This window comes from Actinosynnema sp. NPDC023587, assembly GCF_040640215.1.
In the GTDB taxonomy this organism is placed as follows: Bacteria; Actinomycetota; Actinomycetes; order Mycobacteriales; family Pseudonocardiaceae; genus Actinosynnema.
Window position 1 is genome coordinate 678,945 of sequence record NZ_JBFABG010000003.1, and the last position, 17,896, is coordinate 696,840.

At 69.9% G+C, this 17,896-nt stretch carries 19 protein-coding genes and 1 tRNA gene; 13 read left to right on the forward strand and 7 right to left on the reverse strand.

Translation table 11 applies throughout. The annotated features are described in order from the left end of the window. Positions 1 to 205: 205 nt before the first annotated feature. The gene (locus tag AB0G01_RS11930) at positions 206 to 1,633 is read right to left on the reverse strand and encodes a helix-turn-helix domain-containing protein (protein WP_360943099.1); all 1,428 of its coding nucleotides are present in this window, start codon (positions 1,631 to 1,633) and stop codon (positions 206 to 208) included. A 278-nt stretch (positions 1,634 to 1,911) separates the two neighbouring features. Between AB0G01_RS11930 and AB0G01_RS11935 the strand changes: the two genes are divergently transcribed. Then, positions 1,912 to 2,304: a hypothetical protein gene (locus AB0G01_RS11935; RefSeq protein WP_360943102.1), complete on the forward strand. Its 393-nt coding sequence runs from the start codon at positions 1,912 to 1,914 to the stop codon at positions 2,302 to 2,304. Positions 2,305 to 2,459: 155 nt separating this feature from the next. On the opposite strand, the gene AB0G01_RS11940 is transcribed toward AB0G01_RS11935, so the two are convergent. Then, positions 2,460 to 2,858: a GntR family transcriptional regulator gene (locus tag AB0G01_RS11940; protein ID WP_360943105.1), complete on the reverse strand. Its 399-nt coding sequence runs from the start codon at positions 2,856 to 2,858 to the stop codon at positions 2,460 to 2,462. Positions 2,859 to 2,993: 135 nt separating this feature from the next. Here AB0G01_RS11940 and AB0G01_RS11945 point away from each other — a divergent pair, with 135 nt between their 5' ends. From AB0G01_RS11945 to AB0G01_RS11990, 10 genes are all read left to right on the forward strand, one after another. Next, positions 2,994 to 3,386, forward strand: a complete 393-nt coding sequence (locus tag AB0G01_RS11945; RefSeq protein WP_360943107.1) for a hypothetical protein — start codon at positions 2,994 to 2,996, stop codon at positions 3,384 to 3,386. 148 nt (positions 3,387 to 3,534) lie between these two features. Beyond that, the gene (locus AB0G01_RS11950) at positions 3,535 to 3,723 is read left to right on the forward strand and encodes a hypothetical protein (RefSeq protein WP_360943109.1); all 189 of its coding nucleotides are present in this window, start codon (positions 3,535 to 3,537) and stop codon (positions 3,721 to 3,723) included. Between the two features lie 44 nt (positions 3,724 to 3,767). After that, the gene (locus AB0G01_RS11955) at positions 3,768 to 3,986 is read left to right on the forward strand and encodes a hypothetical protein (RefSeq protein WP_360943112.1); all 219 of its coding nucleotides are present in this window, start codon (positions 3,768 to 3,770) and stop codon (positions 3,984 to 3,986) included. Continuing rightward, positions 3,986 to 4,189: a hypothetical protein gene (locus tag AB0G01_RS11960; protein ID WP_360943115.1), complete on the forward strand. Its 204-nt coding sequence runs from the start codon at positions 3,986 to 3,988 to the stop codon at positions 4,187 to 4,189. Before AB0G01_RS11955 ends, AB0G01_RS11960 begins: the two co-directional genes overlap by 1 nt. Positions 4,190 to 4,272: 83 nt before the next feature. Continuing rightward, a complete protein-coding gene (locus AB0G01_RS11965) occupies positions 4,273 to 5,640 on the forward strand; it encodes an FtsK/SpoIIIE domain-containing protein (protein WP_360943118.1) in 1,368 nt (455 codons plus the stop codon). 27 nt (positions 5,641 to 5,667) lie between these two features. Beyond that, complete coding sequence (locus AB0G01_RS11970) at positions 5,668 to 6,123, forward strand: hypothetical protein (RefSeq protein ID WP_360943121.1); 456 nt, start codon at positions 5,668 to 5,670, stop codon at positions 6,121 to 6,123. A 35-nt stretch (positions 6,124 to 6,158) separates the two neighbouring features. Then, on the forward strand, positions 6,159 to 6,869 hold the full coding sequence (locus tag AB0G01_RS11975) for a hypothetical protein (RefSeq protein ID WP_360943124.1): 711 nt from the start codon (positions 6,159 to 6,161) through the stop codon (positions 6,867 to 6,869). A gap of 85 nt (positions 6,870 to 6,954) precedes the next feature. After that, the gene (locus AB0G01_RS11980) at positions 6,955 to 8,313 is read left to right on the forward strand and encodes a replication initiator (RefSeq protein WP_360943127.1); all 1,359 of its coding nucleotides are present in this window, start codon (positions 6,955 to 6,957) and stop codon (positions 8,311 to 8,313) included. Further along, complete coding sequence (locus AB0G01_RS11985; protein WP_360943130.1) at positions 8,298 to 8,489, forward strand: excisionase family DNA-binding protein; 192 nt, start codon at positions 8,298 to 8,300, stop codon at positions 8,487 to 8,489. Before AB0G01_RS11980 ends, AB0G01_RS11985 begins: the two co-directional genes overlap by 16 nt. Then, positions 8,489 to 9,811, forward strand: coding sequence for a site-specific integrase (locus tag AB0G01_RS11990; RefSeq protein ID WP_360943133.1), 1,323 nt, complete (start codon positions 8,489 to 8,491; stop codon positions 9,809 to 9,811). Before AB0G01_RS11985 ends, AB0G01_RS11990 begins: the two co-directional genes overlap by 1 nt. A 100-nt stretch (positions 9,812 to 9,911) precedes the next feature. Here AB0G01_RS11990 and AB0G01_RS11995 read toward each other — a convergent pair. Continuing rightward, positions 9,912 to 9,984 (reverse strand) — tRNA-Ala (locus tag AB0G01_RS11995). Here AB0G01_RS11995 and AB0G01_RS12000 point away from each other — a divergent pair. Beyond that, the gene (locus AB0G01_RS12000) at positions 9,958 to 11,400 is read left to right on the forward strand and encodes a phenylacetate--CoA ligase (protein WP_360943136.1); all 1,443 of its coding nucleotides are present in this window, start codon (positions 9,958 to 9,960) and stop codon (positions 11,398 to 11,400) included. The two genes, AB0G01_RS11995 and AB0G01_RS12000, sit on opposite strands and share 27 nt — an antisense overlap. A 3-nt stretch (positions 11,401 to 11,403) precedes the next feature. Here AB0G01_RS12000 and AB0G01_RS12005 read toward each other — a convergent pair whose 3' ends face one another. The 4 genes from AB0G01_RS12005 to AB0G01_RS12020 form a co-directional block, all read right to left on the reverse strand. After that, positions 11,404 to 12,162, reverse strand: coding sequence for a thioredoxin domain-containing protein (locus tag AB0G01_RS12005; protein WP_360943139.1), 759 nt, complete (start codon positions 12,160 to 12,162; stop codon positions 11,404 to 11,406). A gap of 67 nt (positions 12,163 to 12,229) precedes the next feature. Next, a complete protein-coding gene (locus tag AB0G01_RS12010) occupies positions 12,230 to 13,537 on the reverse strand; it encodes an MFS transporter (RefSeq protein ID WP_360943142.1) in 1,308 nt (435 codons plus the stop codon). 57 nt (positions 13,538 to 13,594) lie between these two features. Then, positions 13,595 to 14,434 carry a GNAT family N-acetyltransferase gene (locus tag AB0G01_RS12015; protein ID WP_360943145.1) on the reverse strand — a complete coding sequence of 280 codons (840 nt, stop codon included), beginning with the start codon at positions 14,432 to 14,434 and terminating at the stop codon, positions 13,595 to 13,597. A 4-nt stretch (positions 14,435 to 14,438) separates the two neighbouring features. Beyond that, positions 14,439 to 15,539 (reverse strand): glycosyltransferase, encoded by a 1,101-nt coding sequence (locus tag AB0G01_RS12020; protein ID WP_360943148.1) that lies wholly within the window; start codon positions 15,537 to 15,539, stop codon positions 14,439 to 14,441. On the opposite strand from AB0G01_RS12020, the gene hrpB reads away from it, so the two are divergent. Next, positions 15,538 to 17,880, forward strand: a complete 2,343-nt coding sequence (hrpB, locus tag AB0G01_RS12025) for an ATP-dependent helicase HrpB (protein WP_360943151.1) — start codon at positions 15,538 to 15,540, stop codon at positions 17,878 to 17,880. The two genes, AB0G01_RS12020 and hrpB, sit on opposite strands and share 2 nt — an antisense overlap. Positions 17,881 to 17,896 lie beyond the last annotated feature (16 nt).

A 17,896-nucleotide genomic window follows, 5' to 3' on the forward strand; every position in this document is an offset into this window, starting at 1 on the left:
GTCGGGCAAGGTGGTGACGTCATGTGAGGCTGCTCCATGTCGGCTGGTGGTGTGCCCACACTCTTGGGCCGACACGGGGTGATTCCATCCCGATTACCGATAGATCTAGTGGCGGTGCCGCTATCCGCAGATCAACGCCTACCGCCGATAGATCATGACCAAACGGTCGGGTGACCTGTGGGCAGCATCCGCAGAGGCTCCGGCGTCACGCCTGGGTTCGTGGCCCCATCGCGGGCAGGAGTGCGGCGGAGACGTCCAGGAAGTCACGGACGGCGGGCGACTCGCGGTGGTCACGCAGGCGGTTGCGGAGGTCGGCGACGGCTTCAACGGACCGGGAGGACTTGACAGTCGCGGCGAGCTTGGCGGCGGCCATGCCAGCGGATGCGGCGGCTTCCAGGTCGTGGCGGTCGATCGCGGAGCGGGACAGGGCGGCCTGGGCCATGGAGCCCCGGCGGGCGCGGTTCTGGCGTTCCGATTCGGCGATCGAGAGGCCGGCGAAGTGGGCGGCCTCGTCGGGGCGCTGGAGGTCGCGGAAGGTGTGGGCGTACTCGCCGTTGAGATAGGCCGGGTCGATGAACCTCGCCCACTCTGGTTCGGTGTCGGGCTCGACATCGGCGAACGCGGTTTCCGACAGGTGCACGCTGCGGGCGGCTGCCTTGGCGTCGCCCATCGCTGCCTCGGCGCGGCCCTGCAACGCCCAGAGGTCGGCCAGGCAGGCATCGGAGTGGCCGTGGGCGAGTCCGGCGCGCCCGGCCTTGGCCAACTGGATGGCGTGGTCGGGATTGCCGGTGAGGGTGGCCTGGTCGGACAGGCCCGCCAGGACGTGGGCACCCAGCTCGGGGCTGCCGGCGGCCTGGGCCAGGCGCAGGGACTGGATGAGGTAGCGCTGGGCCAGGGAGTGTTCCCCGTTGTCGAACGCCATCCACCCGAGCAGGTAGAGCTGTTCCGCTGCTGCTTCGAACAGCGCGCGGCCGTTCTCGGTGGTCGGGTCGTTGCTGCGGAGCAAGGGCACGACCTGGGAGGTCAGGTAGCTGGAGAGCTGTTCGCGGGCGTGGCCTCCACCGCGCATGACGTCGAGTTCCTGGAACACGCCGAACGTGCGGCGGATGGCCTCGACCTGTTCGCTGCTGATCTTTCCTCGCGCGGCTCCGGCCTCGTCCAGGGTGGCGAGCAGCCAGTCACGGCTAGGGGCGACGGATGCGGCGACGCTGAACAGCGCGCCCGTGAGGAAGGTCCTGCGCTCCATGTCGTGCCTCCCGAGTTCGGCAACCACTTCCACCGTAGACGGGAGCGATGCCGCGTACGAGAGCCCGAGGTCGGCTAGTGATCTATCTTGCGTCCCTTGGGTTTCCGCATCACCGACTTCGAACGCTCCCCCGTTGAACCACCGCAGGTACTGCGGCACGTGGAGGGCGTCGCACCACCGTTCCAGGCGTTCCAGGTCGGTGACCGGGCGGCGGGTGCGTTCGATCTCGCTGACCCGGCCTTGAGACAGGTCGAGCCAGACGGCGAGGGTTGTTTGCGGCAGTGTGGGGATCTGGGCCTGGCGGTAGGCGTGGAGGACCTGGCCGATGCTGCGGGACGCGAACGCCTCACGGATCGCGTGTTGGTTCCAGAACTCGGCGGGCAGCATAGGGGCGTGCATGGTGTGTGCGGCTGCGCATCGGCCGCACTGCGTGCCCTGGTTGTCGCTCGCCAACCAGGTGTCACACGTGCGACAACGACGCTTGCCCGTGCCCACCGATGCCCCCTCGTCCGACTGCCTGTATTCGGAGTGTAACCCGACGACTACTGCGCTGAGCTGCGGTTAGTGGTGCACCCGATAGCCCCAATGGTCATCGGTATGGGATCGGCCTTGCGCGCGGGCGACTGTGGTTGTGGAAGTAGCAACCGAAGCGCGGAGGTGGGGCGATGGGGTTCTACGTGCTGTTCCAACCCGAGGAGGACGCGGAGGCGACGTTGGTCGAGCACGCGCAGGGGCACCCGTCGTTGGTGGTGCTGTCTGCGGGTTCGCAGATCACGGTGCAGATCGCGGGCCGCGAGGGTGGCGCAGAGATGGCCATCAACTTCGCGCGGGAGTTGGCGCAAGCCGCTGCGGCGTTCGCGGACCGATGCCAGGCGTTGACGCGGCTCAAGCCGTTGGACTTCGAGGCGCTGGCCGCTGCGGTGGGCACGACCCCGGCGGAAGTCGACGAAGCGATCGGTCGACACGCCTTGGACGAAGACCCGCCCGTGGTGGTCGAGACACCGTGGTTCGCCGAGACCGGCGCGGGACCGCCCGTGTCGCCGGGAGGTTCGGCATGACCAGTTCGAGCGCGCTCGTGACGAGTGCGCACCACAACAACCGATCATGTAGCCAACTGGGGGCATGTTGTCCGGCGGCGAGAGCAAGTGGACAGACGAAGACTGGCGGGACATGCGTGCCGTGGTGGAGTTGACGTTGGCGCGCATGGCGGACCTCAGCGACCGGCTTGACCGGATTGAGGATCGCCTGAAGTGGAGTCGAAAAGCTCAGCCTCCACGGCGGAAACGCGCCGGCTGAGGTCGTCCAGGGCGTTGTTGATCCGCTCGAACATCTGCCGAAGCTCATGCGGTGAGGGACTGCTGTCCCCCGCATGGGCTTCCGGCTTTTTCACGATCAGCGTCCCCTCGCCCTGGCGGGAGATCACCAGCCCTTCGGCGCGGAGCACGTCCAATGCCTTCTGCAACGTCATCACGGCGCGGCCGTACTTGGCTTGCAGCTCGGCCAGTGACGGAAGCTTGTCCCCCACCTGGGCGTCGTCGGACGCCACGAAGCGGCGCAGGTCGTCCGCGATCTGCTGGTAGGCCGGTCTGGGGTCCGTCGCGTCTAGAGCCATACACGCACTGTAGCGGCAGAGCTAGCTGAGCTGGAAGTCACCTGATCGGCCTAGTGACCCTACTAGCTTCACTAGCTATGTTGGTTCTAGTGGGTGGGCGGCACCGGGTCGCCTGCATCGGGTGGAGGTTTCCAGATGGCGTTGCAGGACTTGCCGGTCATGTTGAACGGCTACCGGCTGATGATCACCGAAGCTCCGGCCGCCAAGATGCGTGAGGCCGAAGACGGCACCGTGACACCGGTCGTGGACCGGATGTCCGGTGAGGTGCAGTACGTCGTCACGTTGTTCGCCAAGCCGATGCCCATCGAGGGTCGGAAGGCGGGCAAGGGCGAGGAAATCCGCGTCAACCTGCCCGGCGACCCCGGCGAGGGGTTCGAAGAGGGCATGTACGTGGAGCTGGTCAACGTGGTCGTGAACACCTACGAGATCCCGGACCGCGTCGACCCGCGCAAGATCGCCTCGGCTGGTCTCTGGTTCAAGGCGGCCGGATTGAAGCCGGTGGCACGTCCGGTGCGCAGCGCGGCCTGATCGCCGCATCCTCGTTCGTCTTCTGACGCTTCCCCAAGCCGTTTCCTTGGGCTGCTTGTTCTTTGTCAATTCCACAGTGAGTAGAGCCATGCCTGAAACAGGGCGCACTTCGTTGGTGTGCCTACGTTTTCGAGATGAGGGGAGAACGATGACGACGGGACTGTTCCCGGTTCAGGTGTCGCCGGACGGTGACGCGCGGTTCACGTTCGGCCTGGTCATCGAGGTCGCTGACGTGCTGACGCGTCACGGGTTCCCTGACGCGAACACTCACGGCGCGGACCACGTGGCCTTGCGCCAAGCGCTGTTCCGGTTCCTCTACAACCCGGACAGGTGGTGACGGTGTCTGGCGCGAATAAGCGTGCCGAACAGAGGTACGCGAACTTGGTCAACTCGATCGACATGGTGACGGAGCAGTTCGAGCCGTTGGACAAGCTCATCGCGCGGATGCGGGAGAACCCGGCTCCTCCTGGGTCCTGGCGGGTCACGCCGCCGGACGAGCTTCGGAAGCTCCTAGACCAGGTCAAGCGCAATCTGACGGCTTTGAAGGACAAGGCGGCTCAGTACGAGACCGAACTCAAGACCCGTGAATGGAAGGTCTGATGTCGCAACAACTGATCACGGCGTTGGACTGCCTGGACAAGGCCATGCGTCAGCTCCGGCTGGCCACCTTGGACATCCCTTACCGGCGTGAGGGGTTCAAGGGCGACCACAACACGTTCGTGCGGTCAGTGGCGGTTCTGCGGACGTCGCTGTCGTACTCGCGTTCACAGCTCGAACCGCGTCGGCGGCGTTCGGGCAAGTAGCGCACAAGAAAGTCACGGCCACGGCCGGTCACCTCGTCTTGGTGGTCGGCCGTTGCCGTGCTCGAACCAGAGGGGGCAAGTACATGGCTGAACTGCCTTCGGGCACGTCCCGGCGTTCGGTCGGGTGGGAGTTCCGCACCGTGCGGTGGCTGGTCCGCCATCCCGGTGCGGTTGTCGGTCCCGGCGCTGTGGGGGCCTCGGCGGCCGAACTAGGCGCGACCGCTACCGGCGGTGTTGTCAGCGGACTGGTGCTCGGCGCGGCGGCTTGGTACCGGGGGCATCCGGACACGTTCGACGTGTGGGCTGCCCCGGTGCTGCGGGCGTGGCGGCGTCGGTGGGCCGGTGCCTACGGCGGCCGGCGGTGGGTGAACCTGATGGGCTCGTGCGGGCTGACCAAGGTGCACCACAAGACCGGCGAAATGTTGGTGCCGCGCGTGTTGCGGGTCCGTGCCTGGTCTCCGTCGATCGACACGGTTCGGGTTCGCCTGGTGCCCGGTCAGGCGTTGCGGGCGTTCTCGGCGGTGTTGCCGGAGCTCGCGGCGACGCTCAAGGCCGAACGGGTCGCGGTCGAACAAGGGCGACCCGGTGAGGTTGTGCTCATCGTCCAGCGGGACGAACCGTTCGACCGGGTCATTCCCGCGCCGGCCATGCCGGAGTCGTCCGACGCCGTCGACCTGCGGTCGTTGTGCCTCGGCGAGACGGAGCTGGGCGGGGAGTGGCGTGAGCCGCTGATCGGCACGCACCACCTGACGGCCGGTGCGACCGGGGCGGGCAAGAACTCGGTCGTCATGGCGAAGCTGCGGGCGGTCGCGCCGATGATCCGTGACAGCCTGGTGCGGCCGTGGGTGTGCGACCCAAAGCTGTTCGAGTTCGTGGCCCTGCGGCCGATCCTGGACGGTCGGTACGCGGACAGCCCGGAGGACTGCGCCGAGTTGATCGCACGGTTTGTGTCGAACATGGAACGCAAACAGAAGCGGTTGCAGCGCAAGGGAAAGCGCGGCGTTCCCGTGTCGCGTGAACATCCCGTGGACTGGCTGATCCTGGATGAGGTCGGCTTCCTGATGTCGTACAACGCGGAGTACGCGCACGAGATCACCGACGCGTGCGCGGTCATCTCCTCGATGGGCCGCGCGACGAACGACGTGATCGACGTCTATGTGCAGGAGCCGTCCAAGGACGTGCTCCCGGTCCGTGACCTATTGCCGCACAGGGTGTGCCTGCGCGTCACGAGCGAACGTCACCCCGACATGGTCCTGGGCGACGGTGCCCGCGAGCGCGGGGCGATTGCCGACGAAATCGCCGCTGACGGGTCCTCGGCCGGTATCGGGTTCCGGGTCGACGGCCGGTCCCGCTCGCCTCGGCGGGTGCGTGCGGCCTACACCAGTGACGCGGACATTGACGAACTCGTGGCCTTCGTCAAGGGCGGTCCCGGCCTGCGTTCTGTCGCCTGAATCCCTTTTCGCACTTGGAGTCTTGTCATGTCCAACTCGCTGGACCGGATCATTCGCACCCTGCGGTCGTTCATGCGCACCTCGGGCCTGCCCCGGCCGGACCGACTGGTCATCTTCGGCCGGTCCGGCTCGGTGCACGCCGAGTTTGCGTCCGGCACCGCGCCGGACCGCCTGGCCGCGCTGCTGCTCTGGGTCACCCGGCTCGACGGGCTGACCCTCACGTGGACGTTGCGTCCAGACAACACCCTCACGGTCTCGGCCACCGCCCGGAACCGAACAGGGCTGGCATTCGGCCTCACGGCCTCGGTGACGACGTCCGACCTCGACGGTGTGCGGACGGACAAAGCTGCGGTGACCATCGGCCCATTCCGCCTGGTGCCGATGGTGGTCGAGCCGGTGACCTTCGACGAGGTCGTGCGCCTGGTCCACCTCGGCCGCTCCGTGGCTGCACGTCGTGCCCGTGCGGCGGGACTCGCGGCATGACGGTTCCCGAGGACGGGCCTGCCGAGACTCGGAGCGTGCGCAAGCTGCGGGCACGCCTCGCCGAGTCACACCAACTGCACGGCCTGGCCTCGGACCCGTTGCTGCACGCGGTGCGCCTGGACCGCTTCCGCGTCTCCATCACCCGTTCCATGTGGTTCTTCCTGGCGCTCGGCCTCGGGTTCACCACGACAGGCGTGCACGAGTTCCTGGCCGGACACCTCTCGGCGGGTGATGCGTTGTGGTGGGGCGCTTGGCTGGTGGAACCGGCCCTGGCGGGCATCCTCGTCACGCTGCTGCGCTGGGAAGCCGAGATGTTGTCTCGGGGCCTGGCCGTCGACGCCCGTCCGGTGGTCTGGCTGAAACGGGTCCTGCTCGGCGCGACGCTCGTCACCAACGTGTGGTCATCACTCCGGCCACCGGTCGAGTACGGCGTGGTGTTCCTGCACCTGGTGGTGCCCCTCGTCGTGTTTCTCATCGCCGAAGTCGTGCCGGTCATCCAGCACCGATGCAACGAAGCCCGGGACCGGATCGCTACCAACGCCCCGGCCGCGCCGGCTGATCGCGCGGTCCCTGCCGCACCTCGTGGGGCGTTGAAGCTCCCGACGCATCTGCAAGCCGTTCTCGGTGCCAAAGCGGCCCAGGTGCGCCAGGAGGGCCGAGCCGTGACACCCGCTGACGTCCAAGCGGCCGTCAACGTCCCAGACGCCTTCGCAGTGGCGCTCGCCGACCAGTTCAACGCCGCTTGATCCATCACCAGCACCTCAGCAGGGCATGACCAGCAACACCCGGTCATGCCCTTCGTTCTTCACGACCTTCGGAAGGGGGAGCCTCTTGGTCCTCACGCTTCACGACCGCATCGCGGACAGGGTCAGGCGGGCCGACTACCGGGATTGGCGCGACAAGGTCACCGCCATCGGCGGGTGCGCCCAACCGATCCGGCTGTCCGGGTCCTGGCAGCTCCACAACCACAACTCGACTCAAGTCCTGGCCCACCTGGGCGGGAACGTCATGGTGCCGTGCGGGAACCGGCGGGCCTCGGTCTGCCAAGCCTGCTCGGACCGCTACTCGGCTGACGCCTACCACCTCATGCGCGCGGGCCTGGCCGGCGGCAGCAAAGGCGTCCCGGTGACGGTTGCCGAGAAGCCACGGGTGTTCGCCACGCTCACGGCCCCGTCATTCGGAGCGGTCCACAACCGGCCCACCACCCGCACCGGCAAGGCCCGGCCGTGCACCGGGTGCGGCGGCTTCCACCACCCCGACGACCCGCGCATCGGCGCACCCGTCGCCCCCGGTGCCTACGACTACGTCGGAGCGGTCCTGTGGCAGGCACACGCCGGGAAGCTCTGGCACCGGTTCACCATCGCCCTACGGCGTCATCTGGCCCGTGGCGTGGGGTTGACGGTGCGCGAGTTCCGGCACCATGCCCGGATCTCGTACGCGAAGGTCGCCGAATACCAGCGGCGCGGCCTGGTCCACTTCCACGCCGTCATCCGCGTCGACGGACCGGACGGCTCTACCGACCCCGCACCCGCCTGGGCCACCGCCGCCCTGGTCGACCACGCGGTGCGCCAAGCGGCCCGGTCCGTCCTGGTGGTCACACACCGACCGGACGGCGTCGTACTCGAACTGGCCTGGGGCGAACAGGTCGACGTCCGCCCCATCCGGGCAAGCACGGCGGCAGAACTGGAAGACCAGGCGGGCGCGGTCACTGACGCCCGACTCGCCGGCTACGTCGCCAAGTACGCCACCAAAGGCACCGGCGCACGGGACACCCCGGACCGGCCGATCAGGTCGCAGCTCGACATCGACCACCTCCGGGTCTCCACACACCACCGACGCCTGATCCAGACCGCGTGGGACCTCGGCGACCTCGGGTTCTACGCGGATCTGAACCTGCGGAAGTGGGCGCACATGCTCGGCTTTCGCGGCCACTTCCTCACCAAGTCCAAGCACTACAGCACCACCTTCAAACGCATTCGCGAAGACCGCCGGGCCTTCCGAGCGGCCGAAGTGCTCGACCGTCTCGGCCTCCAGGCGCAGGACGTGATCGTCGTCAACGACTGGGCCTTCACCGGCTCCGGTTACACCAACGACGCCGAACGCGAACTCGCCACCGCACTCGGCGAACGACTCCGCAATCAACGACAACGCAAGTACAGCGACGAGGGGGAGAAATGGAGCACCGAATAGAAGTCACGCTGGTCACCGTGCAGGCAGCGGCCGACATGATGTCGGTCAGCCGATGGTCGGTCTACCGGTTGATTTGGGATAACGCCATCCAGTCTGTCCAAGTAGGACGGAGTCGCAGGGTGGTCAAGGCTTCACTGGACGCCTACGTCCGCGATCTCATTGAGGAGGCGGCGTAGTGGCCGGCAAGACGACTCTCGCAACGCCCGACCCCGACGACTCGGGCAAGCGTCGGAAGAAGGCGAAACCTCGCAAGCGCGCCAACGGCGAAGGGCACGCTCGGGAGCGGAAAGACGGCCGCTTCGAAGCTCAGGTGTTCGTCACGACCAGCGACGGTGGGCGTAAGCGCGTCAGCGTCTACGGCAAGTCGTACGACCAGTGCCAGGACGAGCTCACGAAGCTGCGCGACCAGGAGCGGCAGGGCTTGCCGGCGGTCACCACCACCATGACCGTGGGCGAGTACCTGACGTTCTGGCTCTACCAGGTCGCTGAACCGGGCATCCGCCGAACCACCTTCACCACGTACGAAGGTGCGGTTCGGCTGCACATCATCCCCGGCATCGGCAAGCGCAAGCTCAAGCAGTTGCAGGCCGTGCACATCCGGACCTGGCTCAACGGGCTGCGCACCAAGTGCCAGTGCTGCGCGCAGGGCAAGGACGCCAAACGCGCCGAGGCACCGGACGTGCCCGCCAAGTGTTGCGCCAAGGCTACGCCGGAGTGCTGCGGCGAGTACCTGTCCGCAAGCTCGATCCGCCATCTCCTGAGGGTTCTCAGGGCCGCGTTGCAGAACGCCGTGAACGAGCAAGAGTTGATCGCACGCAACGTCGCCCGCATGGTCAAGCTGAACGTCACCGACCCGCACAAGGTCCGTGCGCTCACCGACGTGGAAGCGCGTCAGGTGCTCGTGGTCGCCAAGCAGCACCGGCTGTACGCACTCTGGGCGGTGGCGCTGGCCATCGGGCTTCGGCGCGGTGAGGCCCTGGGGCTCTCGTGGAACGACATCGACATGGTCAGGAAGCGGGTCACCATCCGCCAGGCACTCCACCGGGTGGACAAGCAACTGAAGCTGGAAGAGGTGAAAACTGACGAATCCAATGCCACGATTCCCCTACCGGGACAGTTGGTGAGGGTCCTCAAAGAACACCGAATGAACCAGCTTCAAGAGCGCTTCGAGGCCGGCGACGCGTGGCAGGAAACCGGGCTCGTCTTCACGACCACCATGGGCGGCCCGATCGAGCCGCGCAACGTGAACCGCATGTTCGCCCGGCTTTGCACCCAAGCCAACGTCCGCCAAGTACGGGTGCACGACCTCCGTCACTCGTGCGCAACGCTGCTGTTCTCGATGGGAGTCGACGCGGCGACCGTGCAGCGCGTCCTGCGGCACAGCTCCATCACCGTCACCACCAGCACCTACGTGGAGGTCATCGAACGAGTCCAACGGGACGCGTTGGACGGGATGGATGCGTTCTTCCAGGACGGTGACGACGAGGGGTCGGCGTAGCTGGCCGTTGCGGTCGGAATTGCGGTCAAAAGCCGCCTACCATGATCGGTAGGCGGCTTTTCATCAAGTTAAACACGTGCGACCTGCAAGGTTACACACGTGGAGCTGAGGGGACTCGAACCCCTGACCCTCACACTGCCAGTGTGATGCGCTACCAGCTGCGCCACAGCCCCGTGCTTCCACGTTTCCCGGCGGCCGGGGCCGCCGTTCTCGTGTGGCAATACCGTACAACACCGGCCCCCGCCGATGGAAATCGGGGGTACCGCCGCGACGTTCCGGCTGCTAGACCGGGGTGCATGGGTGTCACGTCGTTGGTCGAGCCGGATGCCGAGGGGGTGCGCCCCTCGGTTCGTCGCCAGGTGCAGGAGCGGCGGCTGCGGGGGTTGGTGGGGCGGCTGTTGGCGGCCGGTGGGGTGCAGGGCGGGCGGTTGCGGGCGGCGGGGGTGGGGGATGCCGTCGATGTTTCGCTGGATGGGCTGTCGCGGTTGCCGTTCGTGACCAAGCAGGACCTTTGGGAAAACTATCCCGACGGGTTCCAGATCGACGAGCGCATTGTCTGCATTCACGGCTCTTCCGGCACCGGTGGGCGTCCTACCCTGATTTCCTACACCGCCCACGACGTCGACGTCTGGGCGTCGGTCATGGCGCGTGCGCTCGGCGGGGCCGGGGCGACTTCGCGGAGCATCATCCACAACGCCTACGGGTACGGGCTGTTCACCGGTGGGCTGGGGGTTCACCACGGTGGGATGCGGCTCGGGGCCACGGTGGTTCCGCTGTCGGGTGGCATGACCGAGCGGCAGGTGCGGTTGATCGCCGACCTTCGTCCGGATGTGTTGTGCTGCACGCCTTCCTACGCCGTTCACCTCGGCGAGGCGTTGCGGCACAACGGGGTTGAGCCGTCGTTCCGGGTCGGGGTGTTCGGGGCCGAACCCTGGACGGACGGGATGCGGGAGCAGATCCAGGGGTTGCTCGGGCTTACCGCGCTCGACATCTACGGGCTGTCGGAGATCATCGGGCCCGGCGTGGCCTGCGAATCGCTCGACTCCCGGGGGATGTTGAACGTCGCCGAGGACCACTTCTTCGTCGAGGCCGTCGACCTCGACGGCAACCCGGTCCCCGACGGCACCCCGGGCGAGCTCGTCTTCACCACGCTCACCAAGACCGGGATGCCGCTCCTGCGCTACCGGACCGGTGACGTGGCCACGCTGGCCGGCCCGGTCGAGGGCAGCCCGCGCACGCTGCGCCGGATGAGCAAGGTGCTGGGACGCCGGGACGACATGCTGGTGGTGCGCGGCATCAACGTGTTCCCCACCGAGATCGAGAGCGTGGTCCTGGCCGACCCCCGGGTGGGCCCGCATTACCTGATCGTGGAGGACCGCCGCGCCCGCCCCGAGCTGTGGGTGGTGGTCGAGGGCTCCTCGGACGAGAACCTGGCCCGGGATCTGACCGACGCGCTGCGTGCGCGGCTCGGCGTCACGTGCAAGGTCGTGGTCGCGCCGGACGGGACCGTGCCGCGCGCGGAGACCGGCAAAGCACGGCGGTTGGCCCGCTGGAACGAGGGCCAACCGCCGGTCGCCGGTCTGCTCTAGGGACTACTTCACCAGGTTGGTGAGCCAGTCCTTGTCTTCGAAGTCGACCGCCTGGTCGTCCTTGGCGACGGTAGGCGTGCCCCCGAAGTACGACGTGGCGCGCACCTTGTCCAGTTCCGCCTGGGCGTCCGCGACGTGCGTGTCACCGTCGACGCAGGTCTTGAACGCCGGGTCGGAGATGCCGAGGTCGGTCCCGAGCTGCACCAGCTCCTGCTTGGTGTAGCCGGGGCCGCCCTCGTCGGGCTGCTTGGCGAACAGCGACTCGTGGTACTGCCAGAACTTGTCCTGGTCGGCGGCGCACAGCGCGGCGTTGGCGGAGTCCTTCGAGTACCCCTCGGGGCTGGACATCCGGATCAGGAACGGCAGCGCGTGGTAGCGGACCCGCAGCGTGCCCTTCTCGATCTCCTGCTCGATCTGCTCGCCGTAGATCTTCTTGAACTGCCCGCAGGCGGGGCACAGGAAGTCCTCGTACAGGTCGATCGTGACCTTCGCCGAGTCCTGGCCGACGACCACGACGCCACCTTCGCGCTTGACCGGCGCGGACACGGGGGCCACGTTGTCCGCCGGGGTGAGCGCGTCGGTCGAGGAACCCGACTTCGTCCAGATGACGCCGCCGACCACGACCAGCGCGAGCACGACGACGACCACGACGCCGATGATCACCTTGGTCCGGTCGCCCCGGGCACCCCGTGCCGCGGCGACGGCCTTCGCGGCCTGGTGCTCCTGCTTCTTCTTCCGAGCGTTCCGCTCAGCGCCACCCACGTCGTCGATCCCTTCCGGTCACCTGCCGCCGGAGGCTACCGAGGGATGCTGAGCGGAAGCTGAGTGCTCACGCGTCCGGTTGACGGGGACGGCCCGCGAGCCGCTCGCCGGTGGGCACCTCGGGGCCTTCGTCCAGGCACCCGGATTCGTTCGCGACGACCTCGGCGACGTGCGACGACGGTTCGCGCGGCAGGGTTTCCGGCGCGAACGCCCAGAACACCAGGGCGATGATCATCATGACGCCCGTAAGTGTGAAAGCCGCGCTGTACGAGACCTGGTCGACCAGCACGCCGGCCAGCAGCGGCCCGATGATGGCCCCGCAGTCGGTGACCATCTGGAACGCGGCGAGCACCGGCCCGCCCTTGGCCTTGGCCCCGATCACGTCCGCGACGACGGCGTTCTGCGGCGGGTTGAGCAGGCCCGCCCCGACGCCCGCGACCAGCGACGCGATCATGAACATCGGCACGCCGGTGGTGAACCCGAGCCAGATGGTGCCGACCGCGGACACGGCGAGCCCGGCCAGGGCCATCGGCTTGCGCCCGATGGTGTCGGACAGCTTGCCGGAGATCATCAGCACGGCCGCGTTGCCGACCGCGAACACCGACAGCGAGATGCCGGCCAGCGCGGGGCTGCCGTTCAGCGCCTCGACGACGAACAGGGGCACCAACGAGATCCGCACGCCGAACACGGCCCAGCCGTTCGCGAACCCGGAGGCCAGCGCCGCCCGGTAGGCGGGCGACCCGAGGGCCTGGCCGACGCTCAGCGCCACCTGGTCGGTGTCGGTGTTCAGCGCGGCCAGCGTCGAGCGGCGCAGGAACCACCAGACGACCAGCGCGGCGAGCACCAGGGCGGCGGCGTAGGTGACGAACGGCACGCGGATGGAGATCTCGGCGAGGGCCGCGCCGATGATCGGACCGGCGATGTTGCCCAGCAGGAAGCCCGTCGCCCACAGCCCGGAGGCCCGGCCGCGCATGGGCGCGGGCGTGATCCGGATCAGCAGGCCGACCGCGGCGACGGTGAACATGGTGGAGCCGACACCCGCGAACGAGCGGAAGACGATCAACTGCCAGTAGGCGGTGGCGAACCCGCAGGCGGCGGTGCCCAGGGCCACGATGAGGATGCCCACGATGTAGGTCCGGGTCTCCCCGAAGCGGCTGACCAGCCGCCCGCTCACCGGTGCGAACAGGAGCCTGACCAGCGCGAACGCACTGACGACCGCGGAGACCGCGAAGGTGCCGACGTCGAAGCTCTTGGCGTAGGCGGGCAGCACGGGCGCGACGATGCCGAAGCCGATGGCGATGATGAAGCTGGCGACGACCAGCACCCACACCTCACCGGGGAGCCGGGGTTTGGGCCGCACGTCGTTCCCCAGCACAGTGCCCTCCACTCTCTGTTAGCTGTGCTAAGGATATGCCGAAGGACCCTCGAAAACTCAATCCAGCAACTCGTCGACTCTGCGTGCATAGGCCGTGACGGGATATCCGGCGTCGAACCCGCACGCCTCCGCGAACCGCTCCCCCGCGCCTCCTTCGGCGACGTGCGCGGCCACCAGCAACGCGCCGAGGTCCCCCAACGCGGCCACCGCGCCGCGCACCACCGCACTCCCCGTTCCACGCCGCCGCCGCGCGGGTCGCACCACCACGTGCTCGACCAGCCCGACCCGGCGTTCGGCGAACCCGGACGCGAACCCGGCGATCCGCTCCCCGTCGTCCACCACCACGAACACGTACCGGGGGTCGTCCATGCGCTGCCCCAGGTGCCGGGCGAGCCGCCCGGGTTCGGCACCCAGGTCGTCGGCGAGCAGGGCGGCCATGTCCGGCAGGTCGTCGTCCACCGCCGGGCGCACCCCGTCCGACGACACCGCGTCCGACGACACCCCGTCCGCCGACACCGGGTCCCGGCGGACGACGACCAGCGCCTCCTCCACCGCGTACCAGCCGGCGTCGTCGGCGATGCCCTCGATCTCGGCGACCGTGGTCGGTGAGGCGTACACCACGGCCTCCGCGCGGCCCACGTCCGCGAACGTCTGCTCAAGCCGCATCAGGGTGCCCGCGACCTCGGCGGACGACCCGTCGAGCGCGCACGCGTGGTTGCCCTGCGGCAGCGGGTTGTCCCGGTTCACCACGACGTGGGCGCACCCGACGCGCCCGACCTTGCCGTAGCGGACCGCGCCGGACGCCAGGCGCGCCGCCTCCACCAGCGTGGCCAGCTCCCGGGCCCGGTAGGGGTCCAGCAGTTCGGGGTCGTCGGGGTCGCGCAGCGGGTCAACCACCCGATCAGCCTCGCACGTCACGGCCCTTCCAGGTCGCGCCGCCGCGCAGCACCCGCCACGCCGCGTCCAGCACGAGGACCCCGAACGCCACCGAGGCCACCGGCCCGAGCACGGCCGCCGCCGCAGGCTGCCGGGACCGGCGCAGGTACACCCGGTTCGCCACCGAGTGCGCCAGCCAGGCGGCTTGGCCGGGCTTCGAGCCGCGCGCCGCCGTGACGATCGGCACCAGCCCGTACAGCACCTGCGCCACGCCCGTCACACCCAGCACGAGGGACGCCGCGACCGGACCTCCCGGGTACACCGAGGTGCCGGCGACCACGCTCTTGCGCACCGAGCGGTACGCCTCGGCGAACGTCGCCATCCCGCCGGTGGCCAGCGAACCCGTCCCGTCCACGTACCGCGTCCGGCCGCCGGTGTCGCGGATCAGGGTGGCGAACTCCACGTCGTCCGCGCGGGACCCGGCGATGGCCCGCCAGCCGCCCGCCTGGTCGTGCGCCGTGCGGCTGACCAGGATGCAGTGCCCGACGGCCAGCGCCCGCCCGCGACCACCGTCGACGGACGTGGCCTCGAACAGCAGCATGTTCACCGGTGGCAGCAGCAGCCACCAGCCGGCGTTCGCGGTGGTGGAGCGCCCGGCCGTGGACACCAGGTCCACGTCGTCGCGGGCCGCCGCCGCGAGCAGCCGCCCGACCAGGTCCGGCGCGGCCTCGGTGTCGGCGTCGACGAACAGCAGCCAGTCCGACTCGGCCCGCTCCGCGCCCAGGTGCAGCGCGTGCACCTTGCCCGCCCACCCCGACGGCGGCCCGTCGCTCGGCACGAGCTCGACCCTCGGGTCCTCCTCGACGTGCCGCCGCACGAGGTCGGCGGTGCCGTCCTCGGAGGCGTCGTCGACGACCACGATCCGCAGCCCCGGGTAGTCCTGCCCGCGCAGCCCGCGAAGGCACCGGTCGATGTTCGCCGCCTCGTCGCGCGCGGGCACGACCACGGTCACCGTGCCGCCCGTCGCACCCACCGCCGGCAGCTCCCGCACCCGCTGCCACGTCCGCACCGTCCACGCCGTCCGCGCGGCCACCACCGCCGCGCCGAGGACTCCCCATTTCCCCATGCGCCCACATTGGCACACTGGTCACGTGGACCTCCCGATCACCGGTGTGCTGGACGAGCTGGTCCGCACGCTGTCCGCGCACGGCTCGGCGGTCCTCGTCGCCCCGCCCGGCACCGGCAAGACGACCCTCGTGCCACTCGCGCTGGACGGCCGCGTGGTCGTCGCCGAACCCCGCCGCATCGCCGCCCGCGCCGCCGCCGCGCGGATGGCGAGCCTGCTCGGCGAGCCGGTCGGCAAGACGGTGGGCTACGCCGTGCGCGGCGACCGCCGGACGTCGAAGGACACCCGGATCGAGGTGGTCACCTCGGGGCTGCTGGTGCGCAGGCTGCAACACGACCCCGAGCTGGCCGGCGTGGGCACGGTCCTGCTGGACGAGTGCCACGAGCGCCACCTCGACGCCGACCTCCTGCTGACCCTGCTGCTGGACGCGCGCGAGGTGCTGCGCCCCGACCTGCGCCTGCTGGCGACCTCGGCGACCGTCGCCGCCGACCGGCTGGCGGCGCTGCTGGGCGACGCGCCCGTCATCCGCGTCGAGGCGCGCACCCACCCGGTCGGCACCACCTACCTGCCGCCGCTGCGCCGTGAGCGCACCGAGGCCCACGTGACCAGGGCCGTCCGCCGGGCGCTGGCCGAAGTGGACGGCGACGTGCTGGCGTTCCTCCCCGGTGTGGCGGAGATCCGCCGCTGCGCCGCCCTGCTGCCCGACGTGGACGTGGTCCCGTTGCACGGCCGGCTGTCCTCCGAGACCCAGGACGCCGCCCTGCGGCCGGGCGCGCGCCGCCGGGTCGTGCTCGCGACCGCCATCGCCGAGTCGAGCCTGACCGTGCCGGGCGTGCGCGCGGTGGTCGACTCGGGCCTGTCCCGCGTGCCCCGGGTGGACCACCGGCGCGGGCTGGCGGGCCTGGTCACGGTCCGGGTGAGCGCCGCCGTGGCCGACCAGCGCGCCGGCCGGGCCGGGCGGGAGGCCCCCGGGCACGTCTACCGCTGCTGGCCCGAGCACGAGCACAGCACCCTCCCGCGCTACCCGGAGCCCGAGATCCGCACCGCCGACCTGACCCGCCTGGCCCTGGAGCTGGCCTGCTGGGGCACGCCGGCCGGGGAGGGGCTGGGCTGGTGGGACGCCCCGCCGGCCGGAGCGCTGGAGGTCGCGCACACCACGCTCCGGGCGCTGGGGGCGTTGACCGACCGGGGCATCACCGAGCGCGGCCGGCGCATGGCGGACCTGGGGCTGCACCCGCGCCTGGCCCGCGCCCTGCTGGACGGCGCGAAGCTGGTCGGCCCGCGAACCGCCGCCGAGGTCGTCGTGCTCCTGGACGACGACCGGGCCGCCGACGGCGTAGAGCTCAAGGCGGGCCAGGCGGACCCGCGCGAGGTGCGCCGCCTGGCCAGGCTGGTGGACGGCGTGGAGCATCCGGGCCCCGACGCCCAGGCCCTGGTCGTCGCCCTCGCCCACCCGGAGCGCCTCGCCCGCCGGCGTTCGCCCGGCTCACCGGTGTACCTGATGGCCGGCGGCACGGCGGCCGAACTCCCGCCCGGCGCGCTGTCCGACGCGGAGTGGCTGGCCGTGGCCGTCGCGGACCGCGAGCCCGGCCGCACCCACGGCCGCATCCGGCTGGCCGCCCGCGCGTCGGAGGAGCTGGCCAGGCAGGCCGCGCCGACCCTGCTCACCGAGCAGGACGACATCGGGTGGGACGGCGACGTGGTCACCGAGCGCCGCCTCAGGCTGGGCGCGATCACGCTGTCCACCAAGCCGCTGCGCACCCCCGAAGCGACGAGGACCGCGCTGCTGCTCGGCCTGCGCACCGAGGGCGTGGGCCTGCTGCGCTGGGACCAGGACGGCCTGCGCACCCGCGAGCGCCTGGCGTTCCTGCACCGCGTGCTGGGCGACCCGTGGCCCGCGCCCGACGACGAGGCGCTGCTCGCCGTCATCGACCTGGGCAACGCCCGCAGGCGCGCCGACCTGGCGAAGATCAGCGGCGACCAGGTGACCCGCCGGCTGCTGCCGTGGCCCGCCGCTACCAGGTTCGACGAGCTCGCCCCGGACCGCTTGCAGGTCCCGTCCGGCTCCCGAATCCGGGTGGACTACGCGGGCCACGACCCGGTCCTGGCGGTGAAGGTCCAGGAGGTGTTCGGCTGGACGGGCACCCCCCGGGTGGCCGACGGGCGGGTGCCGGTCGTGCTGCACCTGCTCTCCCCCGCCGGCCGACCGACCGCCGTGACGGGCGACCTGGCGTCGTTCTGGCGGACCGGCTACCCGAAGGTCCGCTCGGAACTGCGCGGCCGGTACCCGAAGCACCGGTGGCCCGAGGACCCGATGACCGCGCCGCCGGCCCGCCGCTAGCAGAACACCGGCCGAG

Coding starts and splice junctions, on each gene's coding strand:
- AB0G01_RS11930 (WP_360943099.1), bottom strand. CDS start 1,633: ATGCTGCCCGCCGAGTTCTGGAACCAACACGCGATCCGTGAGGCGTTC.
- AB0G01_RS11935 (WP_360943102.1), top strand. CDS start 1,912: ATGGGGTTCTACGTGCTGTTCCAACCCGAGGAGGACGCGGAGGCGACG.
- AB0G01_RS11940 (WP_360943105.1), bottom strand. CDS start 2,858: ATGGCTCTAGACGCGACGGACCCCAGACCGGCCTACCAGCAGATCGCG.
- AB0G01_RS11945 (WP_360943107.1), top strand. CDS start 2,994: ATGGCGTTGCAGGACTTGCCGGTCATGTTGAACGGCTACCGGCTGATG.
- AB0G01_RS11950 (WP_360943109.1), top strand. CDS start 3,535: ATGACGACGGGACTGTTCCCGGTTCAGGTGTCGCCGGACGGTGACGCG.
- AB0G01_RS11960 (WP_360943115.1), top strand. CDS start 3,986: ATGTCGCAACAACTGATCACGGCGTTGGACTGCCTGGACAAGGCCATG.
- AB0G01_RS11965 (WP_360943118.1), top strand. CDS start 4,273: ATGGCTGAACTGCCTTCGGGCACGTCCCGGCGTTCGGTCGGGTGGGAG.
- AB0G01_RS11970 (WP_360943121.1), top strand. CDS start 5,668: ATGTCCAACTCGCTGGACCGGATCATTCGCACCCTGCGGTCGTTCATG.
- AB0G01_RS11985 (WP_360943130.1), top strand. CDS start 8,298: ATGGAGCACCGAATAGAAGTCACGCTGGTCACCGTGCAGGCAGCGGCC.
- AB0G01_RS12000 (WP_360943136.1), top strand. CDS start 9,958: ATGCGCTACCAGCTGCGCCACAGCCCCGTGCTTCCACGTTTCCCGGCG.
- hrpB (WP_360943151.1), top strand. CDS start 15,538: ATGCGCCCACATTGGCACACTGGTCACGTGGACCTCCCGATCACCGGT.
- AB0G01_RS12020 (WP_360943148.1), bottom strand. CDS start 15,539: ATGGGGAAATGGGGAGTCCTCGGCGCGGCGGTGGTGGCCGCGCGGACG.